Source organism: Pseudoalteromonas luteoviolacea (genome assembly GCF_001750165.1).
In the GTDB taxonomy this organism is placed as follows: Bacteria; Pseudomonadota; Gammaproteobacteria; order Enterobacterales; family Alteromonadaceae; genus Pseudoalteromonas; species Pseudoalteromonas luteoviolacea_G.
Genome location: NZ_CP015411.1, coordinates 2271400 through 2298350, shown reverse-complemented (window position 1 = coordinate 2298350; position 26951 = coordinate 2271400). Strand labels below are relative to the sequence as shown.

At 38.3% G+C, this 26951-nt stretch carries 22 protein-coding genes; 11 read left to right on the top strand and 11 right to left on the bottom strand.

What is annotated here, in order from left to right:
- Positions 1–154 precede the first annotated feature (154 nt).
- Together S4054249_RS09795 and S4054249_RS09790 are read right to left on the bottom strand one after the other, a co-directional pair.
- Positions 155–2065 (bottom strand): Hint domain-containing protein, encoded by a 1911-nt coding sequence (locus tag S4054249_RS09795; RefSeq protein ID WP_046355273.1) that lies wholly within the window; start codon positions 2063–2065, stop codon positions 155–157.
- Between the two features lie 299 nt (positions 2066–2364).
- Positions 2365–3180: an alpha/beta hydrolase family protein gene (locus S4054249_RS09790; RefSeq protein ID WP_046355272.1), complete on the bottom strand. Its 816-nt coding sequence runs from the start codon at positions 3178–3180 to the stop codon at positions 2365–2367.
- A 134-nt stretch (positions 3181–3314) separates the two neighbouring features.
- Here S4054249_RS09790 and S4054249_RS09785 point away from each other — a divergent pair, with 134 nt between their 5' ends.
- Positions 3315–4853, top strand: a complete 1539-nt coding sequence (locus S4054249_RS09785) for a M20/M25/M40 family metallo-hydrolase (RefSeq protein ID WP_145925005.1) — start codon at positions 3315–3317, stop codon at positions 4851–4853.
- A gap of 487 nt (positions 4854–5340) precedes the next feature.
- On the opposite strand, the gene S4054249_RS09775 is transcribed toward S4054249_RS09785, so the two are convergent.
- Entirely contained in the window at positions 5341–5967 is a 627-nt protein-coding gene (locus tag S4054249_RS09775) for a LysE family translocator (protein ID WP_046355270.1), read from the bottom strand.
- 350 nt (positions 5968–6317) lie between these two features.
- On the opposite strand from S4054249_RS09775, the gene S4054249_RS09770 reads away from it, so the two are divergent.
- The gene (locus S4054249_RS09770) at positions 6318–7352 is read left to right on the top strand and encodes a beta-propeller fold lactonase family protein (RefSeq protein ID WP_167354837.1); all 1035 of its coding nucleotides are present in this window, start codon (positions 6318–6320) and stop codon (positions 7350–7352) included.
- An 82-nt stretch (positions 7353–7434) separates the two neighbouring features.
- On the opposite strand, the gene S4054249_RS09765 is transcribed toward S4054249_RS09770, so the two are convergent.
- A complete protein-coding gene (locus S4054249_RS09765) occupies positions 7435–8748 on the bottom strand; it encodes a hypothetical protein (RefSeq protein ID WP_046355268.1) in 1314 nt (437 codons plus the stop codon).
- Between the two features lie 261 nt (positions 8749–9009).
- Here S4054249_RS09765 and S4054249_RS09760 point away from each other — a divergent pair, with 261 nt between their 5' ends.
- Together S4054249_RS09760 and S4054249_RS09755 are read left to right on the top strand one after the other, a co-directional pair.
- Positions 9010–9210, top strand: a complete 201-nt coding sequence (locus S4054249_RS09760) for a hypothetical protein (protein WP_046355267.1) — start codon at positions 9010–9012, stop codon at positions 9208–9210.
- A gap of 717 nt (positions 9211–9927) precedes the next feature.
- Positions 9928–12060 (top strand): winged helix-turn-helix domain-containing protein, encoded by a 2133-nt coding sequence (locus S4054249_RS09755; RefSeq protein WP_046355266.1) that lies wholly within the window; start codon positions 9928–9930, stop codon positions 12058–12060.
- A gap of 104 nt (positions 12061–12164) precedes the next feature.
- Here the strand turns inward: S4054249_RS09755 and S4054249_RS09750 are convergent, their stop codons facing one another.
- Both S4054249_RS09750 and gdhA read right to left on the bottom strand, forming a co-directional pair.
- On the bottom strand, positions 12165–12485 hold the full coding sequence (locus S4054249_RS09750; protein WP_046355265.1) for a DUF2834 domain-containing protein: 321 nt from the start codon (positions 12483–12485) through the stop codon (positions 12165–12167).
- A gap of 239 nt (positions 12486–12724) precedes the next feature.
- The gene (gdhA, locus tag S4054249_RS09745; protein ID WP_046355264.1) at positions 12725–14068 is read right to left on the bottom strand and encodes an NADP-specific glutamate dehydrogenase; all 1344 of its coding nucleotides are present in this window, start codon (positions 14066–14068) and stop codon (positions 12725–12727) included.
- A gap of 578 nt (positions 14069–14646) precedes the next feature.
- Here gdhA and S4054249_RS09740 point away from each other — a divergent pair.
- On the top strand, positions 14647–15519 hold the full coding sequence (locus S4054249_RS09740; RefSeq protein WP_230851832.1) for an SDR family oxidoreductase: 873 nt from the start codon (positions 14647–14649) through the stop codon (positions 15517–15519).
- A 141-nt stretch (positions 15520–15660) separates the two neighbouring features.
- Here the strand turns inward: S4054249_RS09740 and S4054249_RS09735 are convergent, their stop codons facing one another.
- Complete coding sequence (locus S4054249_RS09735; protein ID WP_046355262.1) at positions 15661–16344, bottom strand: hypothetical protein; 684 nt, start codon at positions 16342–16344, stop codon at positions 15661–15663.
- A 1002-nt stretch (positions 16345–17346) separates the two neighbouring features.
- On the opposite strand from S4054249_RS09735, the gene S4054249_RS09730 reads away from it, so the two are divergent.
- The gene (locus S4054249_RS09730) at positions 17347–18153 is read left to right on the top strand and encodes a hypothetical protein (RefSeq protein ID WP_046355261.1); all 807 of its coding nucleotides are present in this window, start codon (positions 17347–17349) and stop codon (positions 18151–18153) included.
- 161 nt (positions 18154–18314) lie between these two features.
- Here the strand turns inward: S4054249_RS09730 and S4054249_RS09725 are convergent, their stop codons facing one another.
- Together S4054249_RS09725 and S4054249_RS09720 are read right to left on the bottom strand one after the other, a co-directional pair.
- Positions 18315–19556 (bottom strand): amidohydrolase family protein, encoded by a 1242-nt coding sequence (locus tag S4054249_RS09725; protein ID WP_046355260.1) that lies wholly within the window; start codon positions 19554–19556, stop codon positions 18315–18317.
- A gap of 10 nt (positions 19557–19566) precedes the next feature.
- Entirely contained in the window at positions 19567–20952 is a 1386-nt protein-coding gene (locus S4054249_RS09720) for an amidohydrolase (RefSeq protein WP_046355292.1), read from the bottom strand.
- Between the two features lie 472 nt (positions 20953–21424).
- On the opposite strand from S4054249_RS09720, the gene S4054249_RS09715 reads away from it, so the two are divergent.
- Positions 21425–21772, top strand: a complete 348-nt coding sequence (locus tag S4054249_RS09715; protein ID WP_052960911.1) for a DUF3718 domain-containing protein — start codon at positions 21425–21427, stop codon at positions 21770–21772.
- A 55-nt stretch (positions 21773–21827) separates the two neighbouring features.
- On the opposite strand, the gene S4054249_RS09710 is transcribed toward S4054249_RS09715, so the two are convergent.
- A complete protein-coding gene (locus tag S4054249_RS09710; protein ID WP_046355290.1) occupies positions 21828–22520 on the bottom strand; it encodes a hypothetical protein in 693 nt (230 codons plus the stop codon).
- A gap of 126 nt (positions 22521–22646) precedes the next feature.
- Between S4054249_RS09710 and S4054249_RS09705 the strand changes: the two genes are divergently transcribed.
- Entirely contained in the window at positions 22647–23501 is an 855-nt protein-coding gene (locus S4054249_RS09705) for a fructosamine kinase family protein (RefSeq protein ID WP_046355259.1), read from the top strand.
- A gap of 76 nt (positions 23502–23577) precedes the next feature.
- Complete coding sequence (locus S4054249_RS09700; protein ID WP_023399951.1) at positions 23578–23781, top strand: CPXCG motif-containing cysteine-rich protein; 204 nt, start codon at positions 23578–23580, stop codon at positions 23779–23781.
- On the opposite strand, the gene S4054249_RS09695 is transcribed toward S4054249_RS09700, so the two are convergent.
- On the bottom strand, positions 23778–24419 hold the full coding sequence (locus tag S4054249_RS09695; RefSeq protein WP_046355258.1) for a riboflavin synthase: 642 nt from the start codon (positions 24417–24419) through the stop codon (positions 23778–23780). The genes S4054249_RS09700 and S4054249_RS09695 overlap by 4 nt on opposite strands.
- Before the next feature lie 138 nt (positions 24420–24557).
- Here S4054249_RS09695 and S4054249_RS09690 point away from each other — a divergent pair, with 138 nt between their 5' ends.
- Positions 24558–25919 (top strand): MATE family efflux transporter, encoded by a 1362-nt coding sequence (locus tag S4054249_RS09690; RefSeq protein ID WP_046355257.1) that lies wholly within the window; start codon positions 24558–24560, stop codon positions 25917–25919.
- Positions 25885–26874 carry a DUF3080 family protein gene (locus tag S4054249_RS09685; RefSeq protein WP_046355256.1) on the top strand — a complete coding sequence of 330 codons (990 nt, stop codon included), beginning with the start codon at positions 25885–25887 and terminating at the stop codon, positions 26872–26874. Before S4054249_RS09690 ends, S4054249_RS09685 begins: the two co-directional genes overlap by 35 nt.
- The last annotated feature ends 77 nt before the right edge of the window (positions 26875–26951 follow it).

Here is a 26951-nt window from a genome sequence, read left to right as displayed (position 1 = left end):
ATATACTCTCTACATTGAACAGCTCACTGTGCTATTTCATCTTCCGCTTCTTTGTAATACACGCGCGAACACAGAGCGCGAGCGCAATTGTATTGCAACATCACTCAAAAATTGCTTGCTAGGCCAATTTAATTTCCTAACAAGCACTTGAGCATTAATTAAGGCTGTTTAAATAATCTTGGTGCCAATAGGACGGGATACGTTTGAGCATCTCATCACGAGAGAAAGACACCTCTTCAAATTCATTTTGTAACTGTGTCGCCAAATCACCAACCAATAAACCATTCGCAAACATATTAAATGTCTCGCCTTCTATGTCATTAGATGAATCGTTTATACGCGTTAATTTGAGATTATAAACAGGCTTGTCATAAGCTATTTTGTTGACTTTTTCGACTATATCCAGTCCAGACTCTGTCATTATCGACTGCCCCAAATTAACTTTGCTCGACCATATGGACTGCCCAGATCCAGTCACAACTGGATGCGACTCAGTCAGCAGCAGTGTGGCACCTTTTCGTGTTGTGATCTCGATCATAGGCAATATCTCTGTTCCTACGGAAATATCTGAGATGATTAATGGTATTTTATGCTCAGGAGAGAATTGGCTACTACCAATTACAATCTCTCCCACTTTTAACTTTTCAATGGGCTTTTTATCGCCATTAAACATGGTGATCTGAGACTCGCCCGCTAAACAAGAATACACAATTTGCAATGGTGGTTGATAAGTATCAAGATATGATCCAGGAACATCAAAACTCCCGGTAACTGCAGATATATCTCGAGTAATTTTACGCGGGCCTCTCATATATTCTATTGCTAACGATAAATGGACAAACCAATTTGCGTTTTGTTGACGATAGTAAAGGTATGAATTGCCAAAGGTCCCTTTATCCGCTGGAATATCCCACGAAATCTCAGTGCTCTCGCGTCCGTCTATGCCTTGAATATATTTTAATGAAAGGTATTCTGAAAATTCCTTATTTAGGTCTGAAAACTCAGTATTACCAAATAAGTATGTGCCACCGCCTTCTAGGGTTTGTATATAGGAATTCGTCGGATATGGTAATATGGTTGGTTGGTGTTTAACAGGGTTATAATTCAGCCATAAATTATTGCCAGGCATTTCAATAACATCAAACGATGTCCAATCACGACGATATATTTTCTTGACCTTCCCAAAGATGGTATAACTGCCTTTCATGGGTAAACGGAGTTTTAAATCTGCCACCGGTGTATCGTAAGGGTAGTCACTCACGTAATCACAATCTGAATGATGACGATTTAAACAGACGTTAATTTTACCATCAAGCATGCCAGCCCCTGAGCTCGATGTGTTATCAATTGGATGTTGAATTGAGACCTGACTATATAATACCTTATTTGAGCCGCTTTGTAGTGCTGCAATACTCTCATAAGCATGCTCAGATTGTATTTGTTTATAGAAAGTCTTTCTCTCACCATGATTATCCAAAAATGTTGTTAACACAGACGTAGTAACAATCAAATCTGATTGTTTAATTTTCTCTTTAATGCCTTTTAGTGGCACTTTTGCTGAAATGATTTTTCGTTTTTGTTCTGCACCATCACTGAAAAACTCTTTCGTTTGATAATCTATGATGATTTCTCCATGTGCATTGGTAACCTGAATATCCAATAATATGTACTCAGCTAACTCATTTTGAGAGTACATTGCTGCTGTCGTTAAAAACAGCTCTCCTGTTTTCTCATCTTCATCAATAGCAAATCCAAAATTATTAAAGTGAAAACAATCACGCACTGGTGAAGCTTGGCACGAACTGCTCGATAACATATCTATTGGTAGCGCCTCTGAACCAAGCTCAAGAACATTCATTTCGCTAAGTAATTTATATAAAAAAGGCCGCGTTTTTTGATTCAATCCTGCTCGCATATAACGGGATTTGAGAGAAGTTACTGTGCTATTGTCCAGCAAAGCAAGCGACTGAATAGAAAGTGTATTTTGTTTGCTCTGAGTACTTGCAAGCGTTGTTAATGTTGTTAGACCCAATGTAAAACATAGTGTCCCTATTACAAATTTCATGTTTATTCCTTTATTGTTTATCTCATTTATTTAAACAAGTTTTTACCCAATCACTGATAGATCAAGGCCATTCATCATTGATAAGCACTGATGATATGAATATATTTATACAGGAATATAAAATTATCCAAATAGACCTAAAGGGCAAATAAACATGTTAAATAAACAATCACACTTATACAAAAGAAAAAAACTAATCTTGATATCAATTGAGGGATGTAATGGAATGTTCAAAAAGGTGGTAAATCCCACCTTTTGCTTTATTCAACTATCTAAATTTAGCAAAGTTAAATCCGTGCTCAGATAAGAGAGTTATATTCTCTTATTATTTTCTCTAGATGAGAGGTAACTTCTGGAAATAGAAATATGTCATGACCACCTGAAATAATTTTCAATTCACTCTTTTCATTATATTTATCAAGTGCTTTTTTATACTCTTTAGTCAGGCTTGGGGGTGTAATTTGATCCGCATCACCAACCATCAATGTAATTTTCGTCGATGATTGAATGTTTTTAACTAAATCTATCGGTGAACTTACGTCAATATCACCTTTGAATTGGTTCCAACCTCTTCTGTCAAATAGATATTTACGCCAGGCATTAATATCGCAAGGGCAAGAAACAATAAAAGCATGGTCCATTAACGCTGGGAACTGAGCTGCGATTTTTGCTGTAATGGCACCACCACCAGAATGTCCTGCGACGATGACTTTGTGAGCACGATGACGTTTCTTAAGTTCTTTTATAGCATCAGCCACTTGCTTTACACGTTCATCATTGTAGTTTTCGCCGTTTGTTTGCCCTCTGACGCCGTCGGACGTTTGATTCATTGCATCAGTATATCCGGGTCGCAGCAACCCGACTGCAACTAAGTTCTCACTTTGCTCAGCTAACCGCGATGCAAAAAAGTATTGATAACTTGGTCCTGAAAATGGTGAGTCGCCATGTAATGCCACTAACAAAACAGGAGCGTTTGTTGCTTTATCAGCGGTATATGTTTGTATTTTTGTACATACGCCACCAACATTGACCTGAAATTTACTATTTTCGCAATCTGCATATGACAAGCCAGAATAGAAAACCAGCCCAAGTAAAGCACTTCTTACAAACTTCATTTACACTCATTTTACGTATTATTTTATAGATTAATAATAAAGCATAAATTTGCATAAAAAAATTAATTAACTTTAAATAAGGAGATTAGATTTTTAACCATGCAAAAATACAATTTTAAAAGGAGATTTAAAAGGTGATAAAGGCCATAAAATATACTATTTCATCATTCGCATTAATGAGCTATATACTCATATTTCCATCTCAAGCGTCTGAAACTTTAACTAGCAGCCAAATACAACAAGCAGCGAAAAGTAAAACACCAGAAGCAATAGTGCTATTTAGAGAACTTCTTAGTTTGCCTAATGACACACATAACCCCGATGACATAAAGAAATTATCTCAATGGCTAATCAAAGCATTTAACCAAAGAGGCTTTAACGCGCATACACTTGATATGCCAGGTAGTCCAATTGTTTATGCTGAGCGCATTAACCCCGAAGCTAAAAAAACCATGCTGGTATATCTTCAAGCAGATGGCCAACCTGTTGATCCCTCTGCATGGCAACAGCCTAACCCCTACCAAGCCGTTTTAAAAACGAAAACAGATGACGGAAAATGGGAGATTGTTCCATGGTCACTACTCAACAACCCGATAGATCCGAATTTACGAATATTTGCGAGGTCCGCATCAGATTCTAAGGGGCCAATCGCTCAATTTCTTGTTGCATTAGATATACTTAATGAACAAAAAGTGAAGTTAGATTACAACTTAAAAGTTATCATGGACACCGAGGAAGAAATTGGTTCGCCGCACCTGCCTGCAGCTATTGTTGCGCACAAAGATAAGTTAAAAGCAGATTTACTACTTATTTTTGATGGTCCACCGCACAATTCAAATCAGCCAACGGTTTCGCTGGGTGCCCGAGGAATAGCAACAATACAACTTACTACTTTTGGAGCTTATAAACCCCAACATAGTGGCCATTATGGTAACTATGCACCAAACCCAGCCTTGCACCTAAGTCAAATTTTAGGTTCGATGAAATCACAAAATGGTAAAGTGATAATTCCGGGTTTTTATGATGGGGTCAATCTTGATGATAAATTAAAAGCCCTCCTTGAAAAAGTGCCCGATGACGAGCACAAACTTAAAGGGCAACTGGGCTTCTCCAGCCATGACAAAGTCGGTAACTCACTTCAAGAATCTATCCAGTACCCTTCATTAAATATTCGCGGTCTTAAAAGTGGTTGGGTCGAACAGCAAGCCAGAACGATTGTTCCCAGCTCAGCCATCGCAGAGCTTGATATACGACTAGTAAAAGAATCAAATCCAGACAAACTGATACAGCTAGTAAAGCAACATATCGAGGGGCTTGGGTATTATGTTATTGACCGAATACCAACTCATAGTGAACGTATGAAATACCCATATATCGTAAGAATGAAATCAAGATCAGTCTATGGTTCGTTCCGAAGTGAGCCAGATTCATTAGCAGGAAAAGTCGCAATTCAAGGGATGACGAACCTGTATGGTAAAACACCTATCGTGTTGAGATCTGGTGGGGGCTCAATACCAATTGCCCCTATTGTAGATACATTACATATTCCAGCCGCCATCGTGCCCAGTGTCAATATGGACAACAACCAACACAGCCCCAATGAAAACTTGCGCCTTGGTAACTTTATAGATGGAATTGCAATTATTACCTCAGTAATGAATCAAAAACTATAAAATGTGCAGCCAACTTAATGGCTGCTCAAACGTCCTTGCAATGTGCCCTAGACTTGAGCTTGATTCGGCTAATTCCAATTAGCACTGATACGATAAGCAACGTATACAAAGCCATTTTAGTAGCCCAGGTCGATGACAAGGCGGATTCAAACAGCCGCAGATAATCATTGATAAAAAACGTACCTAGACTGACAAAAAAGGCAGTCATTTTAAAACACCAAATTTGGCCAAATTTAACCATATATATGGAAGTCGCCAATACACATATCGACAGATAATAAGCCAAAACAGACATAGCACCAGGGACAAAACTTGGTAAAAGTAATAAAAATGATCCCATAACAATGGTGGCACTAAAAAACCTTATAACGCTATATTTAACTCCCACTAAATCTCCTTGAATACATTAGTTCCAACAGGGTTATAAACAGATAACACGATGAAGTAAGAAAATTAAAAATCGTTCCCAATTGTAAATAACACAATATTATCTACCATCTAACGTTATTTTCCCTGCGAGTCCAATTAACATCACTCCCGACACCCCTTCTAATATACGAGTGTAGCGAGTTGATTTTGCTTTACTAAAAACCCAACCACCCGCAACGGCATATACCAGGTTGCACAACGTTGCTAAACAACAAAAAGTAAGGCCATAAATCAGTAAAGACCAAGTCACATTTTCACTATTTTGATCTATAAATTGAGGTAAAAAAGAGAGGAAAAAAAGCGCTACTTTCGGATTTAACACACTAACAACAATGCCTTGAACAAAAACATTTCCCTTGTACTCTTGTTTAGACTTAGCACCTATGTTTGACTGACCTAGGTACATTGACATCAAACATTTGATTCCCAAATAGCACAAGTATGCAGCACCAAAAAACTTAATTACGGTAAATAAAAGCGCTGAGCTTAAAATAATAGCAGACAAGCCCAGACATGCTGCCGCAGTATGAAATACATAGCCCACTCCCAACCCCATTGCAGCCTTTAAACCATCTTGAACTCTTCCCTTCATCGTGTTTGTGACGATATAAATTACGTCTGGGCCTGGGATCAAATTGATTGCTAAACAAGTTATCACGAATATAGATAAAGAACTAAAATCCATTTGTTGCTCCTATTTTCACTATTCAATATAAATTCAATACAAGATACTATATTAAAATATGAAATTCCAAAAACTATAATTTTAATAAACACTCTCAGCGTCACTTTCAAAAAATAAGCTTACTTATAACTACTGCTTAACCAGTTGATTTTAAGACTATGGTATGTTCATATAAGGATACTTTATGGAATTAAGTACCTATTATGATGTTTCGTACGCTTACCTTGCTTATAATAGCAAGCACCTCTTGTCTTTCTGTTTCAGCTCAAACAAACACAAGCCCAATAAAACACAAACAAATAATTAGGTCTGCTGAAAACCCACAATTTGAAACAGAAAACCCCAGGTATGTGACTAACACGCCCACAAATGAGCTTTTGGTCGTAAGTGGTGATAGCAATGCATTAACAGTCTTTAAGCCAGATACCCAAACAGGCTTCCTATATTCACAAAGCTTTTCAAAACAGCATAATGATAAATTAGCACTTGAAGGCGCTTCTGATATTTCTTACGAAAGTAACAATGGCATTGCTATTGTGTCGTCTTTTTACAGCGGCTCATTATCAACATTTAAACGTAACGCCAAAGGCTTTTTTACACATATAGAAACACTCAGCGATCACATAGACATAAAGCAGGCATTTCGCAACTATGAAAAAGTCACCGATAAAGATACCTTAAAGCTTCTTGGCGCTTGGGATTCGCTTATTTCAAAAGACAATAAAACCTTGTATGTAGCCAGTTATCAAAGTAACTCTGTGAGTAAGTTCGAAGTGCAAAGCTCAGGGAAACTTAACCACCTAGGCCAATTAATGTCAAACTATGACTGGGGGAAGCCAACTTCAATCGTTCAATCTAACGACACCAATTGGCTGTATGTAAACGGTTTCGAGCAAAGTAAAATATCCGTTTTACACAAGGGAGAAACTGGAAAATATACGTTAAGTCAAACTATTGTAAATGGTAAAGATCAGATCCAGACCATGCAAAACCCGCAACAAATTGCATCAACACCTAATAATCAGTACTTATTTGTTGCAGCTTCCAAAAGTAATGCCCTCAATGTGTTCAAAAGAAACACCTCAAAACAGTTTGAACTGATTCAATCTATAAACCAGCAGCAAACTAATGGTCTATCTGGTGCATGTTGCGTCGTCTATTCAGATAAACATAACTTGGTTTTTGCTGCAGGCGAAGCTGATAAAGGTCTTTTACTATTTAAGCAATCACCTAAAAATGGCCAGCTTATCTTGATTGACCACATCAAACACAGTAACACCTATGATATAAAAGGCGTTTCTTCAATCTCCTTATCCCAAGATCAGCAATCCTTATATGTGTCTACGGGTAAAAATAATGAAATCTTTATTTTTGAGTTACCTTAAAGGCACTTCACCCTGCCCTAAAGGAACTAGCATGTATTACTTACATGCTTACTAAGTTAACCTTTGTTCACATCAGTTCTATTTACTCGTCTGACTCTTCATTCTTGATCCAGCTCAATCTCCCTAAATCATAAGGTGTATCGGGGCTTTGCGCTGCATCGTAAATTTCATCAATTTGCTTATTTTCAAAACCTCGTTGTATCGAAGAAAGGCGCATTTGGATCCACATTTCGACAGAATCCGACTTTTCAAATAAAGCGGGGTTATCCTCAACGGTTTGATTGATTGCTTGCCATACTTCTGATTGAATTTGAGGTGGATGCTCATGTACATGTTCAATAACATCCTCCATCCAAGTGACACCTTGCTGTTCATAAGCATCAAGTAAGCTAGTATAGATCTCACGGCGTTCGGATTCAGTCTCCATTTTATCCGTAAATAATACCTTCCCACCTTCTGAGCTCTTATAAGCACTGGTGTACTCATCAACATCTACAAGCCTATTCACATAAGAAAATATATTGTTTTCACTGTTTTTATCAACTTCATCAAGCATATTGAGAAAAGCAGTTCGATCATTATTTTTTACATGATTCGCCATATCTAAGATTCCACGGCTTTGTTCAAAATTACTCTCTTTTAAATGCTGATTAATTGATTTAACTTCCCCCTGTGAGTAACGGTTTGCAGTCAATAGCTCGATATACTGATGTGTAACCTTGCCAAAATGTAACTTTTGATTCGCAAGAGTTTTATAATTGGCAGCCTCAGAGAATGACCAAAATGTCATATCTTTCTGGTCTTTGTGATAAGAGGATGTTAGATAAAAGCCAAAGTCACTATCTTTACTTTCCTGTTCAGAGAGCGCCTTCAATGTGCTCACAGTGTCTTGTATGTCATCTTCAGACATTGAGTTAAGTGCAGAGATTAACTCTTGTGCTTTTTCCTTATTAGCTCCCACCCCAAGAACACTATTTAAGTTAAATGAATTAGATAGAACATCCACAAATTGGGACAATGTTTCATCATCCATTTTATCCATCACTGAAAGTAAATCTTTTGACGGAATATGAGTACGAAGCACATCTGCCTGCTCTTTCGTTAAACGATCTTCATGTGTAAGAAAAGCATCAATATCTTCTAGACTCGACAAGTTACCGTAACGATATTCTGGAGGCTGAGCTTTACTTCTGCTCCCTTCTGCGAAATTAATTAATTGGACTTTATATTTTTCAGCGCGTGAATAAGGATTATATGTTTCAACAGAAGATGTTAAAGAAGCAGAAAATTGCACTTGTGAAAATTGCTCTAGTTCCTCAGTTTTTTCAATTACAGGGGTAGAGCCACCAAGTTTTGAATTAGATAGATTAAAGTTAAGAGTAGGACTTATTTCCATTGTGATCTCCTTATACTCATTATGGATAAATTATCGGCTGGTATTGTGTATTCTTTAGAGTTATATTTTTCAATCACTCAGAAACATTTACAGCTCTTTGAATTATATTAATTGTAATTATATAAAATATTTTCAACTCAAATTATTACCGCCTTTGTCTTAAGCTCAATCTCAACACTTGCCAAGATGCACAACAAGAGTTATCGTTATGCAAACAAAGCCATCAATTAGTTAACTTAAATTAAAGATTAAGGAAGAATAATGAAACTAAATAAAACAAAACTAAAAAATCTAAGTCAATCTAAAGCACTTGTCAAAGAACAAACACCTAACGTTGCTGGTGGCTTTTGGGGAACAATTGGATGTGGACCAAATACTTATAATGATGGCACATGCCCGTCTAACTTACCTTATGAAACAGGCTGTGCGTGTCCTGACACTCACCCTATTCATTGTGCTTAATTAATAGCTACCTGCGTGCACCACAAACTAGAAGTGCACGCATTAAGAAAACAAAAAGCATTCACGCTTAATTTTTGTATATTAATTTACGAACATACTTGTTTAAGACATATTAAAATAAAGCTTACTCACTGCCTTAACTTGTAAAAACAACAAAGCGATTTCTAGATTTCCATGTAACATAAAAACACACCGAACCATATTTTAAGAATTTAACTAGATAAAAGCTCACCATAGGATGGTCTGTTTTTAGCTTTTTTTCACTCTACTGTGTTAAGTTAATAAAGCCAATCCCAGCATTGTTTTTATATATATTACTATAGGTAACTTTATTCCCCTCTCTTATCCTATAAATTAACTTCTAACGCATAAATATAACTTAATCGCCTTTTATTTCCTTTCATTTTTAATGAAGATATTTTTATCAAATCTAGATAAGCTAAAATAATCATAGGAACTTACTTTAAACGCTCTACGGAGACATCCAAACCCAAGATGAACCCACTCATGATAACTCTTTGCTGTTAACCAAAATAATATTCCTATAAATTGCATTAGTTAACGCCTAATTCAATTGATTTTTAATACACACCAAAAAATTAAAAACTATTTTAATCATATAGTTAAGTATTTGAAATTCATTCATAACACGGGTATGCTTAAAGCGCTTCATTACATAATAACAATCAATTATCAAAAAAATGAAATAGAGGCTCTATGGCAAAGCAGTATTGGATTGGTGAGTTTTTTGTCGATTTGTCCAGAAATCAAATTACACAAAATAAACAGCCACAACTTGTTGCACCAAAAGCGCTGGCGGTATTAACTTGCTTGGCAGAAAAGCAAGGTAAGGTGGTAAGCCAAAACACATTGCTGTCTGAAGTTTGGCCAGATACCATCGTTTCTCCAAACAGCTTACAACGAAGTATTGCACAACTTCGAAAAGCACTAGGTGACGATGGAAAAGGACAAATTTATATTAAAACACATTCAAAGCAAGGCTACAGTTTAGAATGTAATGTCCGCTGGCAACCAGAATCTCAAACAGATTTGCATGCAAAACCGATACTCCCCGAATGCCAAAATAAAATAGGCCATCTCGAAAAGAATAATGATGTGCCTACTAAACTTTTGAATTGGCGTACAACACTTACTTTCCTCTTTATCACGTTAGCACTTAGCAGCCTTATCGGCATTCGTTATGCAACTTCCGATGAATCCCAACTATTTTCGGTTGGAGAAATACGTGCATTGACCGCTTCAGATGGACGAGAATTTGCCAGCATTTACTCCCCAGATGGCAAATACATTATCTTTCATCGCTTTTCAATGGAAGAATGTGTAAACAATATCTGGGCAAAAAACTTAGAAACTCAACAAGAATACAAACTCACTGAAGACATTGACAGCTACGGTACTCATAGCTTTTCACCTGATGGAAAGCAGCTGGTTTTTATTCGCACCATGGACTGTGAACAACCAACAACACAAAAGAAATGTTACCAGTTAATTAGTATGGACTTTAAAAAAGCGTTGCGAGAGCCGCAGCCTATGAACGTCTTACTTGAGTGTAAAACTTCGGAGATTCGCTTACCTCACTGGTTAAAAAACAATGACATTGCGCTGCTTCATAGAGAATCAACTCGGTCACAGCTGATCAGCTATTCCCCTAAAGACAAACAAAGCAAAGTGCTGTACCAAGTGGATAATGGCAATATTATTTATTATGACTATTCAGTAAAAGATGACCTATTTTCCGTCATTAGCATTCATAAAGATAGCAAGCACTACGTAGAAATCCTTGACTCAAACGGTGAGCTAATCTCCAGTAACCCTATAGTGTTTACACCTGATTCGGAGCGCAAAAAGTATTTAGTTGCAAACTTTTCCCCCATTGAGAACCACCTTATTTTTAGTACTGGTAGACAATTTTTTACGTTGTCCTATAACGGCGAAGTTAAAAACATTAGCATACCGCTAGATCAACCTACGTTTTCACCAAATTTTCACCCTGATGGAGAAAGAGCCCTAGTCATAAAAGGAAACTATGACAGTGATATTGCCGTAATTCCAATGAATCATTTAAGATCTGAACAGCTATCAGTAAACAGCCATATCATTGATCGTTCAGCCGTTGCAGAGGATACAGCGATTGCTGAACCTATTGGAAACTTGATCGCCTTTTCTTCTAACCGTTCAGGCAATGAACAAATATGGTTAAAAGGAAATCAACCCCTAGTCCAATTAACTAAGTTCCCCATTGATAGTTATATTTCAGGTATGCACTGGGATGAACGTGGCGAAAGCATATTAGCTAATGTAAATAACAAACTTGTTCAAGTACATATCAACGGCGAACAACAACATTATACGACCCCGCATTTAATTTTAGAACTACTACATTGGCACAGAGCAAGCGATAAAGTGCTCACCTTTGCCAACATTCGCGGGGTTCAAAAGTTAACCGAATACGATCTAAAAACATCACAGTTTAAAGTGGTAACAGATAAACGTATTAATTGGGCTGATAAAACAAACAACGGACTGCTAGTTTACACAGACAATATGGACCGATTTTGGCTGGTAGATGGCATTGACGCAGAGCCAATCACTGCGTTAGACAATCAAGGTGGAGATAACAAACGGTTTATAATTAAAGATAGCACTATTTATGGAATGAACAATGAGTTAGAACTTTGGTCATATAACCTGATAAATCAACATTTTAATACTCTTGGTTCATTGCCATCTAATACTATTAACATTGATGATATAGACAAAGAAAACGTACTAATTACAGTCAGAATAGCTTCTAAAAAAGAGGTCGTTGAAATTGTCTTAAAAGAATAGAATGTGCGAATTTCTCACTTGCTGCTTTATTAACTTTGTTAAAGCAGCACAGTCAATTCAATGTACAAACGTCACCATTAACAGTAAAAGCACCTAAATCAAAATTAAATCTTTGCTTTTTCTAGGTGTAACTCCCTCATTAAGAGAAATAACGGCAAGCCAAGCGATACTCCAACAATAAACGTACTTAAAATTGGCAACCACAATCGATTGATTTTTAGCTGCCTGCCTTCGTAAATGATGAAAGTCACTAATACAAAAGCAGAAACAATCACATCTAACCATGCCACAGAAGACAGTGGATTTGTGCTAATTTGAGTATATAGTAGAAAAACATTCGGCCCACTCTCAGCAAGCCAAGGAAGAAAAACACTGTAAGGCAATATCGTACCTAAAATACATAAAACTCCATAGATGTACTTCATTATCTTCCCTATATGCTTATTTATAAGTAATTAACGCTATTTATTGTCTAAAAAGAAACCATACTATAACGGAGGTCAAATTAACTACCCAATTGTACTGCAGAACATGTCATCAATAGTTCTGTCGTGAACCGCGATCTCAATAGGTGGCTGCGATTTCCATAAGACCTGTGGCAAGTCCTCTCAATAAAGTTAGCTTAAGGCCTCTAATAAAATAAGCCTTAAGCTGAGACTTTAAGTTAAACAACACCATACGCCAACATTGCATCCGCCACCTTTATAAACCCAGCTATGTTTGCACCATCAACGTAATTAACCCTTCCATTTTGAGTGCCATACTTCACACATTGGTCGTGTATTTGCTGCATAATGGTGTGTAACTTTTGCTCGAGTTCTTGCTCAGACCAAGACATTCGGATGCTATTTTGAGACATTTCTAATGCAGACACAGCCACACCACCAGCATTTGCGGCCTTGCCTGGCGCATATAAAATACCTCGTTGATGAAAAATATGTACTGCTTCTGGAGTACAAGGCATATTTGCGCCTTCAGATACCGCAATACACCCATGCTCAACTAAAATAGCCGCATCTATCTCATCGAGTTCATTTTGAGTTGCACATGGAAACGCAAGATCAGCCTTGATATGCCATGGCTTTTTGCCTTCAAAAAATTCACACGAGAATTGCTCTGTTAGCGTACTCAATCGCTTCCTTTGGCTCGTTTTTATATCTTTAATGAGATTGAGTTTATCTTGATCTAATCCCTCACGAACCAGCAACGTGCCACCCGAGTCAGACAGTGTCAGTACCTTTCCTCCCAATTGAATGATTTTCTCAGCACAATGCAACGCAACATTACCGGAACCAGAGACCAGACAAGTCTTTCCTTTTATTTCGTCATGCTGATGCCCTAACATGGATTGCATAAAGTATGCGTTACCATACCCAGTTGCCTCAGTTCGAATTAAACTTCCACCAAACTCAAGCGACTTACCAGTTAATACACTCTCAAACTGATGTGTTAAACGTTTGTATTGACCAAATAGATAACTTATCTCTCTAGAACCGACTCCAATATCGCCAGCTGGGACATCCATATTAGGCCCAATATGTTGATACAGCTGTGTCATAAATGATTGGCAGAAACGCATAATCTCACGATCAGACTTTCCCTTTGGATTAAAGTCTGATCCACCCTTGCCTGCACCGATGGGTAGTGTGGTTAAGCTATTTTTAAATGTTTGCTCAAAACCTAAGAACTTTAACACGCTTAAATTAACCGAAGGGTCAAAACGCAGCCCGCCTTTATATGGCCCTATTGAGTTATTAAACTGAACTCTATAGCCACGGTTTATACGAATGTTCCCCTCATCGTCTTCCCAAGATACTCTAAAAGAGACCACTTTATCTGGCTCAGTCATCCTTTCCAAAATATGTGCTTGTTTGTACTGAGGATGTTTATTGATAAATGGGATAACCGACTCAGCTACCTCTTTTACAGCCTGATGAAACTCTGGCTCATGAGGATTACGTTTTATCAGCCCTTCCATAAAATGCTCAAGTGTCAAATCGTCGTACATTTTTTACCTTCTTATCCGTTAAAATAGCTCTTTTTAAGAGCAAGCTACATTCAAGTTTTGGTATTTGTCATGATTACTCAGCTTTGATAAGCCAACATTTGGCGTTTTTAAAACATTTCTTTCGTAATATCAGGACATGCTGACTAGCAAAAGCGAGTGAGTATCTTTCTTAAAATATAGTTCGCTCTGTGACGTTTTATAAGACCGGTGATCACAGTAATCTTATTCAATTGGACAATCACACCGTGTTGATATTTATATACAAACAATATTTAGGTTTTATGTTGACGACAATACACCATCATACTTAGCCATGTTCAACCACAAGATAATGACAATGTGAGATTACTTTCAACAGCTTTGACTGGATTTGGAGTCAAAGCAACACACAGTACTTATGCCTGAAAACAAATTAATTTACTCACTCTATACAGGGCTGCTTGACGAACAATCCGATACAAACAAAACCATTCTAAAAATAAGAATGATATACGCTATTTATCGAAATTTTCAATCTTATAAATTAAACATAAGATGACTCCATCAAAGCAAAAAATTAATGAATTGGAGAAATGCTCATGTCTAATATTCTTATCATCGGTGCCGCAGGCCTTAACGGCATTGCAACCATTAACGCCCTTTTCGCTAAGGCTGACTTAAAAGATACAATTATTGCTGGTGTGCGAAGTGAAGAAAAAGCACAAGCACTAAAAAATCGTTTTCCAAACTTAAAGACGCGCATTATGGATATCGAACAGCCAGATACCTTGGCTTCCTCAATGCGAGGCGTGGATAAAGTCTTCTTCATTACAGGAAACATTCTTGAACGCGAGCAACACGCCAAACTAGTAATCGATGCTGCAAAAGCAGCAACATCGGTCACAGACTTCATATTTTACTCTGTTTTTGGCGCAGAATATGAATCGATTTTATTTGGACGTCAGTTCCGTTTTGGTGAGAAATACCTTGAAAATTCAGGCCTTAAATGGACGCATCTACGTACAATTTTCTTCCAAGACAATCTACTTGGTTGGGCTGACGGTATAAAGCAAGGCACCCTTTACCTCGGTACAGGTGCAGGTAAATTTGCCCCTTTAGTAGTGTCCGACATTGGTGAAATCGCTGCCAATGTCTTAACATCTAACACTCATCAAAATAAGGCCTACAACATCACAGGCCCTGAACTGCTGAGCGGTGCAGATATAGCACACATTTTTAGCACGACCTTAGACTCAGAAGTTACACATGTCTCACCGAACAATGAAACCACATTAGCATCATTAATTGATACTGGGTGGCCGCAGTGGCAAGCAGAGGGATTAATTGAGCTATTTAACCTATTTGCGGACAACCAGGCTGCTGTGGTTAGCCCTGATGGAGAGGCGCTGCTTGGTAGAAAGCTCACAACCCTTAAAGAGTTCATTACGGAAAATCGTACTGCATTTATCTAAAACATCAATTAATCGATATTAAACTGGTGAAGCGTCAAAAACCCGCTTTCAAACACGCTCATCATTTAACCGCCTAACCTGCTGGGTTAGGCGGTCAATAAATTAGAAAACAATAACGCTGAAAAGGCTAAGCAATCGTATCTAACATGAGGATTGATTTAAATTATCCAACTTTTTAAGTAACAAATTGATATACCCTCTACACAGCAGCACGACGTATATAAACACAACGGTATTTGTGACATGTAAAGTGAGCCATATTTGCTCAAGGTTAAATAAATAGCCGACCATTTGAACTGCGCCAGCAAACGAAAACACAAAATAGAACGCCACTAAGACCTTGTGAGGTATAAGTGCAACAGCTGCTTTGAGTTTAGGAAATTGAAATGTTTGCTCAGGCCAACATGATTTAATTAAATTAACTTGATAGAAAAGGATTTGCGCGAGATACAAAACACCTACAATCAAAGGGATTTCTGTATTTTCTATTAAACGGTAAGTAAAAAACAGCACAAATGGAATGGCATGTATGCAAGACCACCAATACCCCACATGTGTATTACTCATTTCTTGCCGATACAAAGCTATTAATGGACCAAGTAGTAACGGCGAGGCATGAATAAAAGCGATTGCAAACCATGGGATTTCAAATTCAAGCAAGCTTAAAAATTCAACGGCAGGTGACAAAATCATTACCCAACACAGCGCAAGTTCAAACCGCTGAAATTTGGGAAGCCCCTGTTGGATTGATATCAAGGATACCGTAATCAAAAATACAATCACTATGCTCGATAAATAGCTGATCTGTAATACATCTATCAACACACTTTAAAACCTCAATATTACTTTTATTTACTAAAATCTAATTTATGCACTCTGTTCAATGTAGCTTTTGACGACAAGTTTTCAAATCGAGTGCCTGAAAAAGGGGAATTTCTCCTTTGGCCATCAAAGAACAACTTTACTAAGAATTTAAATGCGTGTCATTAACATTAAAAGTAATTACCGAAGTCTTCAATCCAGAATGAAACTAAACTAGAGACAGTAAAAGTAAGGAACAGCACACATAGACACATCAAATTCAGCATTCATGTACACGCGAGTGTAACTTCACATTACACAATTAACCTGCGCAAAGGTACGTGAACTCGGCTCGTTATGGAACATAATTAGGGATAGAAATAGATTTAGATCAAAGGTGAAATTATTTTTAAACTTTTTATCGATTAATTTTTTGCATCAATAGTCATATAAAGACAATCAAAAATTCCATATTCATAACTCCAACTTGATCGACAGTCCACTGGTTGAACACGACAATTAACTTTCTTTTTTATCCTATATCATTATTTGAGCTAAGTATCTTAAGTGAATACAAACTTAAAACAATAAAAATTAATTAGTTAGATTTTAAGAAAATATTTTCATAACAGTCAAAAATTACATTATCGGAATATAAAATTGGTTACTTAAGAAAAATTTAAGAATAAAAAACCACAAAATTGAAGTTTTACATATGAAAATAATCATCAATCAGATCGGTTTTCATAGGGGTTTACACAATAAAAATTAGTCGTTAGGTTGTTAATCAATCCGCAACGGATGAAAAAAAGCTAGATATTAGAGCCCAGCTAACTATTTGCTTTCATTTTCAAGTACCGTTTCAAAATTGCTGTATACATTATAAATATATCAATAGCAGCGGATTAAATAGAATTCGGCGCATGAATAAATTTATATTCGAGATGAAAGACCCTTCTAAGGATACACATCTGCGTCAGACCAATAATCAGGAAATGTATCCTGTAAAATACAATGGAGTTACCAATGAAACTTAAATTACTCGCAGCGCTTACATCTAGCCTATTAGCCACTTCAGCATTTGCTCAGACAGCTATACAGGATCTAGATGGTTACAACAGATCAACATCTTATGTAAATGGTGCTGTAGATCGTATCGTGACAGATTCGTTAAGTGCACGTTCCTTTGAGGCTTGGGTTTACTATAAAGAAGCAGGCTCTGAGTGTACAAGTGGATACATTTTTGACGAACTAACTGGCCAACAATATGGTACCGTCAACATGGGTACTGGTGGCATTGGTGCGACTATGGTCGATACGGTTCACTTCAATGCAGGCTTCTCAGATGAGCAATTAAAGCGCAATCGTGTATTAGCTTTAAACTGCCAAACTTTAGCCGGCGATCAGTACAAGGTATATCACAAGTTCTCAGCATTACCGGAGATCACTTGGGAGACAAACCTAGTTGGAGTTGGTGAATATAAAATGCCAGATTGCACAGGTGCAAGTTCACACTGTGGCGGCCGTGGTTGGTATGATCAAGTAAGCTACACATCATCACTACATATTGATAATAAAAACAAAGATACGTACTGCTCTGCAACAATGAATGAAGGCTTTGAGTCTCGAGTATTTAACGGTTATGACAGCACGCCGTTATTCCACACAAATCATTATGGTTTAGAAAACGCTGTGTACAATTACTCAGGCCCGGCATTCAGACAAGTTGTCACTTGTCACAGCCCGGTTGGTAGAATCCAACGCACTCAAGTATGGGTTGTTTCTGGTGAAAACGATATCAACCTTGAAGTAGATTACACAGTTTATAAGTAATCGATACTTCTAAAACCTTAAAAGAAGCGCCTAGCGCTTCTTTTTTTGTGTGTACCCTCGCCGCTTGTCAACACGACTAAATAAACGTGTCAACGCTATATACGATGGGCCACACAAATAAAAAAGGCGCCTAATGGCGCCTAAATTGATACGTCATTTCGTTACTTAGTGTAGCCACGAGGCATTGACGAGTCTGTTGTATATCGCTCTGTTAACTTGTCATGGCGAGACTCTGTTGTTACTTGTTCACCATTAATCCAAATTTTATCAACACGCGTGCTGAACTCAAAAGGATCTGCGGTCCAAAGTACAACATCTGCACGCTCACCTTTAGCAATCTTGCCGCCTTCAATACCAAATGCATCTGCAACATTCACAGTCATTGCCTTTAATGCACCTTCATGTGTCATACCATTAGCTACCGCAATACCGGCGTTAAAGCGCATTTGATAAACATTGTGACTGCCGTCACCTGCTATATTTAAGATAACGTTAACACCCGCTTTTTCAAGTGTGCCAGCATTACCTAAATGTGCATGCAATGCGTCAAAACCTGTTGGTAGGTTCGCAACTGAGCTAATAATAACTGGAACTTTAGCTTTAGCTAGCTCATCTTTTACTAATACTGCATCTTGGGCACCATCAATAATCAGATTCAAACCAAACTGTTCTTTCAGTTTAATCAGTTCAAGTAATTGAGATGCACGAGAAGCAGATGCTACAACTGGTAGATCACCTTTTAAAACTTGTGTTAAAAGCTTTTCTTCAGCCGACGGGTCTTTATCATCCTTTTTGTCTTTTTTCGATGTTAGCTTTTTCTTCTGTTCAGATAGTTTCTTAGCAAACGCTTGCAACGACGCAGCGCGAGAACCATCGCCGCTGACAGCACCTAAATCGACAATAAGTGCAGATTGACTGTCTGTGACACTACCAAATTCGCCAGATAAATCAGCAACGAAGCCAAGACCCATAAATACGCCACTTTCACCCCACGGTAAAGAAGGAATACTCAAGTTTTGTGTCAAGCCTCCTTTTCTCGCATACGGGATCAAGCTAGAGCGTGGATTAAATGCACTGCTTGGATCAAACTCAATGCCTGATTTGTCATACGCATCTACTGAACGAGAAACCGCGCCCACTTCTACCAAGCCAAGTTGATTCATTGTGCCTATTAGGCCGGGAGTCAACACTTTGCCTTGTGCATTTACAGTGACATCAGCATTAAAAGATTTCGGGTTTACAGCCGTAATTTTTCCGTTTTCAATTAACACCGTCGCGTTTTCTAGTACACCTTGCTTTGTTAGCGTGTGCACAGTCGCATTTGTAATCGCTGTTACTTGTGCAAATACCGCTGAAGAACTCAGCAATGCACCAGTTAAAATAGATAATTTAAACTTGTTCATGGCGACTCCCCTAGCGCTGGCCTAACATAAAATCACTAACCGCTTGATATTTACTGTCGTTGCGGTCATATACCTTGGCACCATCAATAAATACTTTCTCAGCTTTTGAGTACACGCTAAATGGACTTTGATCCCAAATTACGACATCGGCTTGTTTACCAGATGCAATTGAACCTGTTAAATCTTCAATACCTAGAGATTTTGCCGCATTGTAAGTGATCCATTTAATCGCATGCTCTTCTTTAATATCGAAACCGACTTCATTTGCTGAATACATCACTTTTGCAGCTTCATGATTCAAACGTTGAATTGTCGTGTCAGAATCAGAGTGTATAACCGCACACGAATTTTTAGCTGCATCCACAATCGCTACGTTTTCAAGTGACATGTCATATGCTTCCATCTTGAAGCCCCACCAATCCGGCCAAAGTGCAGCACAGTTGCCATTTTCACCTAGTAAGTCAGCAATTTTATAAGCTTCAATACCGTGGTGGAAAGTACCTGCGTGATAACCAAACTCTTTTGAAAGGTCAATCATCATGGCCATTTCTTCTGCTTTATAACAGTGGTTATGGATCAAGATTTCGCCGTCAAGTACACCGCGCAGAGTATCAAGCTTAATATCACGATGTGGTGCATCTGGGTTCATACCCGCTGCATACTCTTTATCGTATTGTTCCCAAGCACGCTTATATTCTGTCGCTTCAATCCAAGCTTCACGATAACCTGCCATGTTACCCATACGTGTTTTTGGCGCAACGCCTTGGCCACCATATACACGCTTAGGGTTTTCACCACATGCCATTTTCAAACCATATGGTGCTTCAGGAAACTTCATGCCCTGCATTGTTTCCGATGGCACGTTTTTAAGCGTTACCGCTCGTCCACCAAATAAGTTTGCAGAACCAGGTAAGATTTGTAGTGATGTTATACCGCCTTCACGGGCTCGGTTAAAGCCAGGATCTTGAGGCCATACCGAATGCTCAACCCAAACTTGTGCAGTATTTGGGTGTATCATTTCGTTACCATCTTGATGAGATTCAACGCCAGGATTTGGATATGCACCTAAATGTGAGTGGTTGTCGATAATGCCAGGTGTTACCCATTTACCTGCTGCGTTCACCGTCGTGTCTGCGCTAACAGCTAAATCTTTACCAACTTGGCTGATTTTACCATCCACGATGTAAACGTCAGCGTCATCGATTCTTTCACCAGTACCAGTCAGTACAGTGGCATTGGTTATCAAGGTACTTGAAGTTGAATGAGGCTTGTAAGTACTTGGATATGGATTTTTCTCGATTGTGACTTTATCTTTTTGAGGACCAGTGTCTTGCTGGCAACCTAAAAGAGCTGTGCTAAGAGCAAGCACGATCACAGAGGGTTTGAACATATTCATATTTTCATCTCTGTAGTTTTTGTGACTGTAGTTATCAAACAGACTGTAGCGAAATTTCACAAAAATTTCGATGTAAAAACCTCAAAATGCCATAAATTACGATAAATTACGTGAGAAATTGCAATACTGTATGACATTCAGGCACATTTGTACCAACGGGGATTAAATTTCAGACACACTTACACACACTTATACATACTTTTGAAATAGGTTTTAATAGAACTAGAAAAAGACGCTAAAAGCTTTGAAACGTAGCGCTATTGAACTGTTAATCAAGTTTTATCGAAAATTTTTTTTAAGCATTACGAAACAACTATGAGATATATTTTCACTTAAGATAGATAGACTTATAGTTGCAAGAATACAAATACATAATTCCTTACATTCGTACAATCTTCCCTTACAGCAATTTATCTAATTGAGGCCAATACTGAAAAGGAATCGCACTTAACGACCTGCTTGGAGAACAAAGATGAAAGTACTAATGATTGCTACACTAACTGCGCTGGTATCTATGTCTAATGCACATGCTGTGGAGTTTGTCGCAGCTGATAACAGCCACGCTACTAAACTATGTATGGCGTTTGCCTCTGATCGCCCTCATGTGATGCTAAAAGCATTGCGAGGCCAGCACACAGCCAAACCACGCATAGCCAATAAACTAGAGTGTAACGATATGAGTTTAGACGAGTTTGCACAGGTTTATAGCCTGACTCGTACAGCCAAATTTATGAAAATAGATTTAGAAACCAAAACATCAATCAAAGATATTGCTAAAACAGAAACCTCGTTACCAGCAGTCTTAACAGGTTCTAAATAATGCTAAGTGGCATGGTGTGCATCAATTCTTAAAAATGCACACCATATTGCAAGACTTATAAAACACTTGCCAATATACCAAACACACCACCAAATACACCGCCCCAAACAACCAACCACCCTAAGTGGGTTTGTATCATATTTTGAACAATATTCTTTACCATCACAGGTGTTAGCTCGTTTAATCTTTCATCAACAGCATGTTCGATGGCCTTGCGAATTGAATCCAATGATTGCCCATTAGTTAGCACACCTGAAATTTTTTCTTTAAACTCAGGTTGCTCACTCATTTCCGTTAAAGCTTCTTTCATTTTCTCAGTAAAAGTATCTCGCATAGGTTCAATGGCTTCTTTTCCTCCGACCATAGCAAGCATGGCCCCGAATTGAGAACCTTCAATAACTTGCACTAACTTATTGAATGCAATAGACAGATCTGCATGCTCAATAACAGGGTTTAAATCTATATCAATCTGATTCTTTTCTGCAAAGCTTTTCAATTTATCTTGATTAAAGAACTCTCCTAAAATCAGATCTTTAATCGCAATTTTAAACTCTTTGAATTTAACGGTAATCACACCTGAACCATATAAACCAGGGACTTTTTCAAATAGCATATGCACTGCAAGCCAGTTGGTGACAGCACCAGATAAGGCAAATAGCCCCATTGTAAAGACCAAGTCATTGCCTGAGCCGTATCCTACTGCGACTAAAATAGCTGCAATTAGATTTGTTAAAGCACTTTTATTCAATGTAAACATCCAAAACATTTCAAAACTTTGGCTATTCTATTCGATTTAAATTTGCACTCAAGTATTTGTGTTATAGCAAAAATCGTTCATAGTTAGATAAAGTGCTCACACGCCATCGGGCTAACTATGTGGAACCTAGTAAACCAGTACATCAGTGAAGCGATTCATGACAAGTTTGAATTTACTCGAAAAACACAACTGCCGAGCAACCATAAATCCAAAAACTACCAAATAGAAAATGATAAGCACCGTTTTTTAGTCAAAGTTGATCATATCAGTGCACTTGAACGATACGAATGTGAAGCAGATAATCATGCTTTACTCACACGAGACAGTGATTTCTTAGTTGCAGACCCAATTACCATAGGGTCAAGCCTTGAATACTGCTTTAGTGTGTATGAGTGGCTGCCTTCTCAACTAGACAAAGAAGACTGGTATTTATGTGGTAAAACACTCGCAAAGATGCATAATCGGCATGAACAGGAAATGTTTGGCTTCGAACAAGACAATTATTTTTTAGGCCTTGCTCAACCAAATCAATGGCATAAAAAATGGTCTGTGTTTTTTGCAGAAGAACGAATTGCATGGCAATTGCAATTATTGCAAGAAAAGAGCATTGTACTTGTCGAAATTGATGATTTTGTCGAGTATATCAAACCTTTAGTGAACCACCCAGTGCAGCCTTCCCTGTTACATGGCTTTTTTTGGCGAGGTAACATTGCCTTTTCAAACGATAAACCGAGCGTATATTGCCCTGCTTGTTACTACGGTGATAGAGAGGTTGATCTAGCTAATAGCGAACTCTTTGCCCAATTACCAGAAGCATTTTACACAGGCTATAACGAAGTCTATGAAATAGAAAAAGGCTATCAGCAGCGTAAGTCAATTTATCAATTGTATAGTTTACTCTGCCATGCCAATGTCTTTGCTGGCGATTATGTCATTCAGTCCAAACAACAGATCGAACAGATCCTGAAATAGCTGTCATGGTGCGGTAATAATTGCAAAAACTGCTATAGTAAGTAAAGGAGTTTAAGACGGTTGTTGGAGCCATATTATGAAACAGCTGTATAACCAACGGATCAGCTGCCCCCACTGTGGTCATCACATATTTGTAGATTTAGACATCAGTGAGGGCGATCAGGATTTCTATGAAGATTGCGCCGCATGTTGCAACCCTATTCATTTGAACATGCACATAGACGAAGCAATCAACAAATTGGAATTACGCATCGACAGTGACGACGAACAAATTTTTTAGCCCATAGGGCTTAAGGTGTTTTTACGTAAATAATGCTCAACAGTGTTGACGATGGTGTAAGTTTGCTGGTCGACTTCAATGTTGAGCCTATCACCTCGTTTTGTCTGCCCAATGTTAGTAATAGACAGTGTCTCTGGAATTAAGTGTAGCCAGAAACCATCCTCGTCTACTTCTCCTACAGTCAGACTTGCGCCGTTTACTGAGATAAAGCCTTTATAAAACACGTATTTTGCCCAAGCTGCATCTAATAACAATTTGATCTTAACGTTGTCAGCTGTTTTGATCACACTCTCTACAGTCGCCATATCGTGGATATGACCTGATACAATGTGCCCACCAAGTTCAGTGCCAAAAGTAACTGAGCGCTCAAAGTTTACTTTGTCACCACATCTAAGCTGGCCCAAATTAGTCAGCTTTAATGACTCATCAATCACATCAAAACTGACTTGGCCGACGACATCTGAATGACTGGCCTCAAAATGCACAACAGTCAAACAACACCCGTTCACGGCGATACTGGCACCAATTGTTAGCTGCTGCAAATGCTCATTGCCAACGGATAATACCAAGCGCATAACGCCATCATTTAATAAAGCACTAACCACTGATGCCTGAGTTTGAACAATTCCCGTAAACATGTTTTTTCCGAGGTAAAAATAATGCCGCTATTCTACCTGAAGGTAATCCCACTCGGAAACAGATTTACACACTTATTTCGTAGATAAAAATAACAAACTTCAATAGAATACATTTTTTAAAATTTGCTGAGTTTTAAGATGAAGTTTGAACTCTGGGAAGCCAAAAAATTAATAAGACTGGCAACGCCTGTTCTGTTAGCGCAAGTCACCCTTGTCATGATGTCAGTTGTAGACACCATGATGGCAGGACAAGTCAGCCCAAACGATTTAGCTGCTCTCTCCATTGCAACTGGCGCGTTGCATCCACTAATGTTTTCTTTACAGTCAATTCTTTTAGCGCTGACGAGTATGGTTGCCCATAGTGTAGGTGCAAATGACCAAGACAGTATAAAACGCTATTTTCAGCAAGGTTTATATTTAGCTGTGATGCTTTCTTCAATTGGCTTTATCGCAAGCTATTTCACCCCCTACTTATTTGCCAGTACTGGCACTAGTCCTGAAATTGCAGGCATGGCGCAAGATTATATCGATTATGTTAAATATGGTCTGGTCGCTTTTTTAATCTTCTCAGTGTATCGAAATGTAACCGAAGGCATGGGAAACACAAAAGTGGCTTTTTATATCGGTTTACTTGGGCTAGGGATCAATGTGGTCGCCAACTACATCTTCATTTACGGGAAGCTCGGCATGCCAGCGCTTGGAGGAGCCGGCTGTGGTGTCGCCACCAGCATCGTAATATGGACAATGGCTATTGCACAGATATGCTACAGTTTGAAAAGTAAAGAGCTCAAAGGAAAATGGCTGATTAGTAACTTTATGCGACCACATAAAGACACTATTTTACAGATAACCAAGCTTGGATTACCTATCTCGTTTGCAACTTTTTTCGAGGTTACACTATTTGCGTGTATCCCACTTTTTATTGCCGACTTAGGCGCTGTAGCGGTATCTGGTCACCAAGTTGCAGCAAGTGTAACTATGATTTTGTTTATGCTACCACTGAGCTTGTCTATGGCTATAGGGATCCGAATAGGTAATATTAGCGGCCAAAATAACATTGAGAAACTTGTCAATGCCACGTTCACGAGCTTTATCTTAGCGGTAGGCGTTGCAGCGATTGTCGCACTGACAACCTATTTAGTGAGATATGATATAAGCTGGTTATACACACAAGATAAAGAAGTTGCAATGCTTGCCTCCAGTATCATTATTTTAGCGTGTATTTATCAATTGCCAGACGCACTTCAAGTATCGGCAAATGGTGTTTTACGCGGTCTAAGATACACAAAGCCAATAACAGGTGTCACGTTTATCTCTTATTGGGTAATCGGCTTTACGCTCGGATACGTATTAGCCAAAACAGATTATATTGTGCCAGCAATGGGCCCCACCGGCTTTTGGGTAGGCATCATTGTCGGACTTTCAGTAGCCGCAGTGCTGCTAATTTATTTTGTCAGGAGAAAACTTGTTGAAATGCAAACTGCTGCTATTAGCACTTAGCACTATATTATTGGGGTGTTCGCCAAAGCCTAGTGATACCAATCAAACTTATACCGAGCGCTTAGGTAAAGTCTTTGATACCGACGGGTTACAAATAGAAAAGCTGAGTGTGTTACCACACTCAGCAACTGATAAACCACTGTCCAGTTACACGATTTCCGTCATTGATCTTGCCAAATTAGGACATTGTCGAGTATCCACTCACATCGCAAACCACAATAATCAGTTAGGTAAACTTGCCAAACCCAGTGAGCAATTTAAATATAGTCTGAACTTTATTCAACTCGCCCAAGCCTGTATTAATAACGATAAAACGCCAGATGATGTGCGGCAGGCATTGACCATGGCAAGGCAAGAAAAACTTGCCCAGCTCTACCCTATGCTCGCTTACGTATTTACCCATGAAAAAGAGCTCACTCAGTTTTTTACTTTGACATTCAGTGAAATCCAGCTCGAAACCAGCCAAGGTGAAATACGTGCATTAGAATCATTAAATACACTAAGCAGCTTGATAGATTCATTACAAGAGCCTAGCCTTGCAAAGGGCGATACACTAACTACCGCACTTGAGAAACTCAACAACAATAATTATGTTCAGAGCTTAATCACCAGTACCAGAACACAGATTAAGTGGAACCAAACAACTACGGCATGGCTTAGCACTTTAAACTTAGATAACAAGGTCTGTCCTGCTGGAAAAAACAAGAAACGCGCCAAGGTGCTCAATAACGTTTTTCAAAAATTTTATATTCAAGATATCCAAGCTTACCAATCACAGCTAGCTAAGCGTTTACATGATATCGAGCCTCACTTTGCGGCTTTTTCGAATAAATTTGGTCAACACGACTACCCTAATGTCATTACACCTTTACTTGGAGAGTTGAAACAATCAGCGAAGGAACATGTTTTTTGGTGGCAAAATTTCTACAAAGTGTGCAAAGTTAATCCGTTGTGATCGAAAAAACCGCAGACAAACAAAAATTTAGCAAAGATACTTGATCCATTTCGCAGAGCACTATATATTAGCCGCCG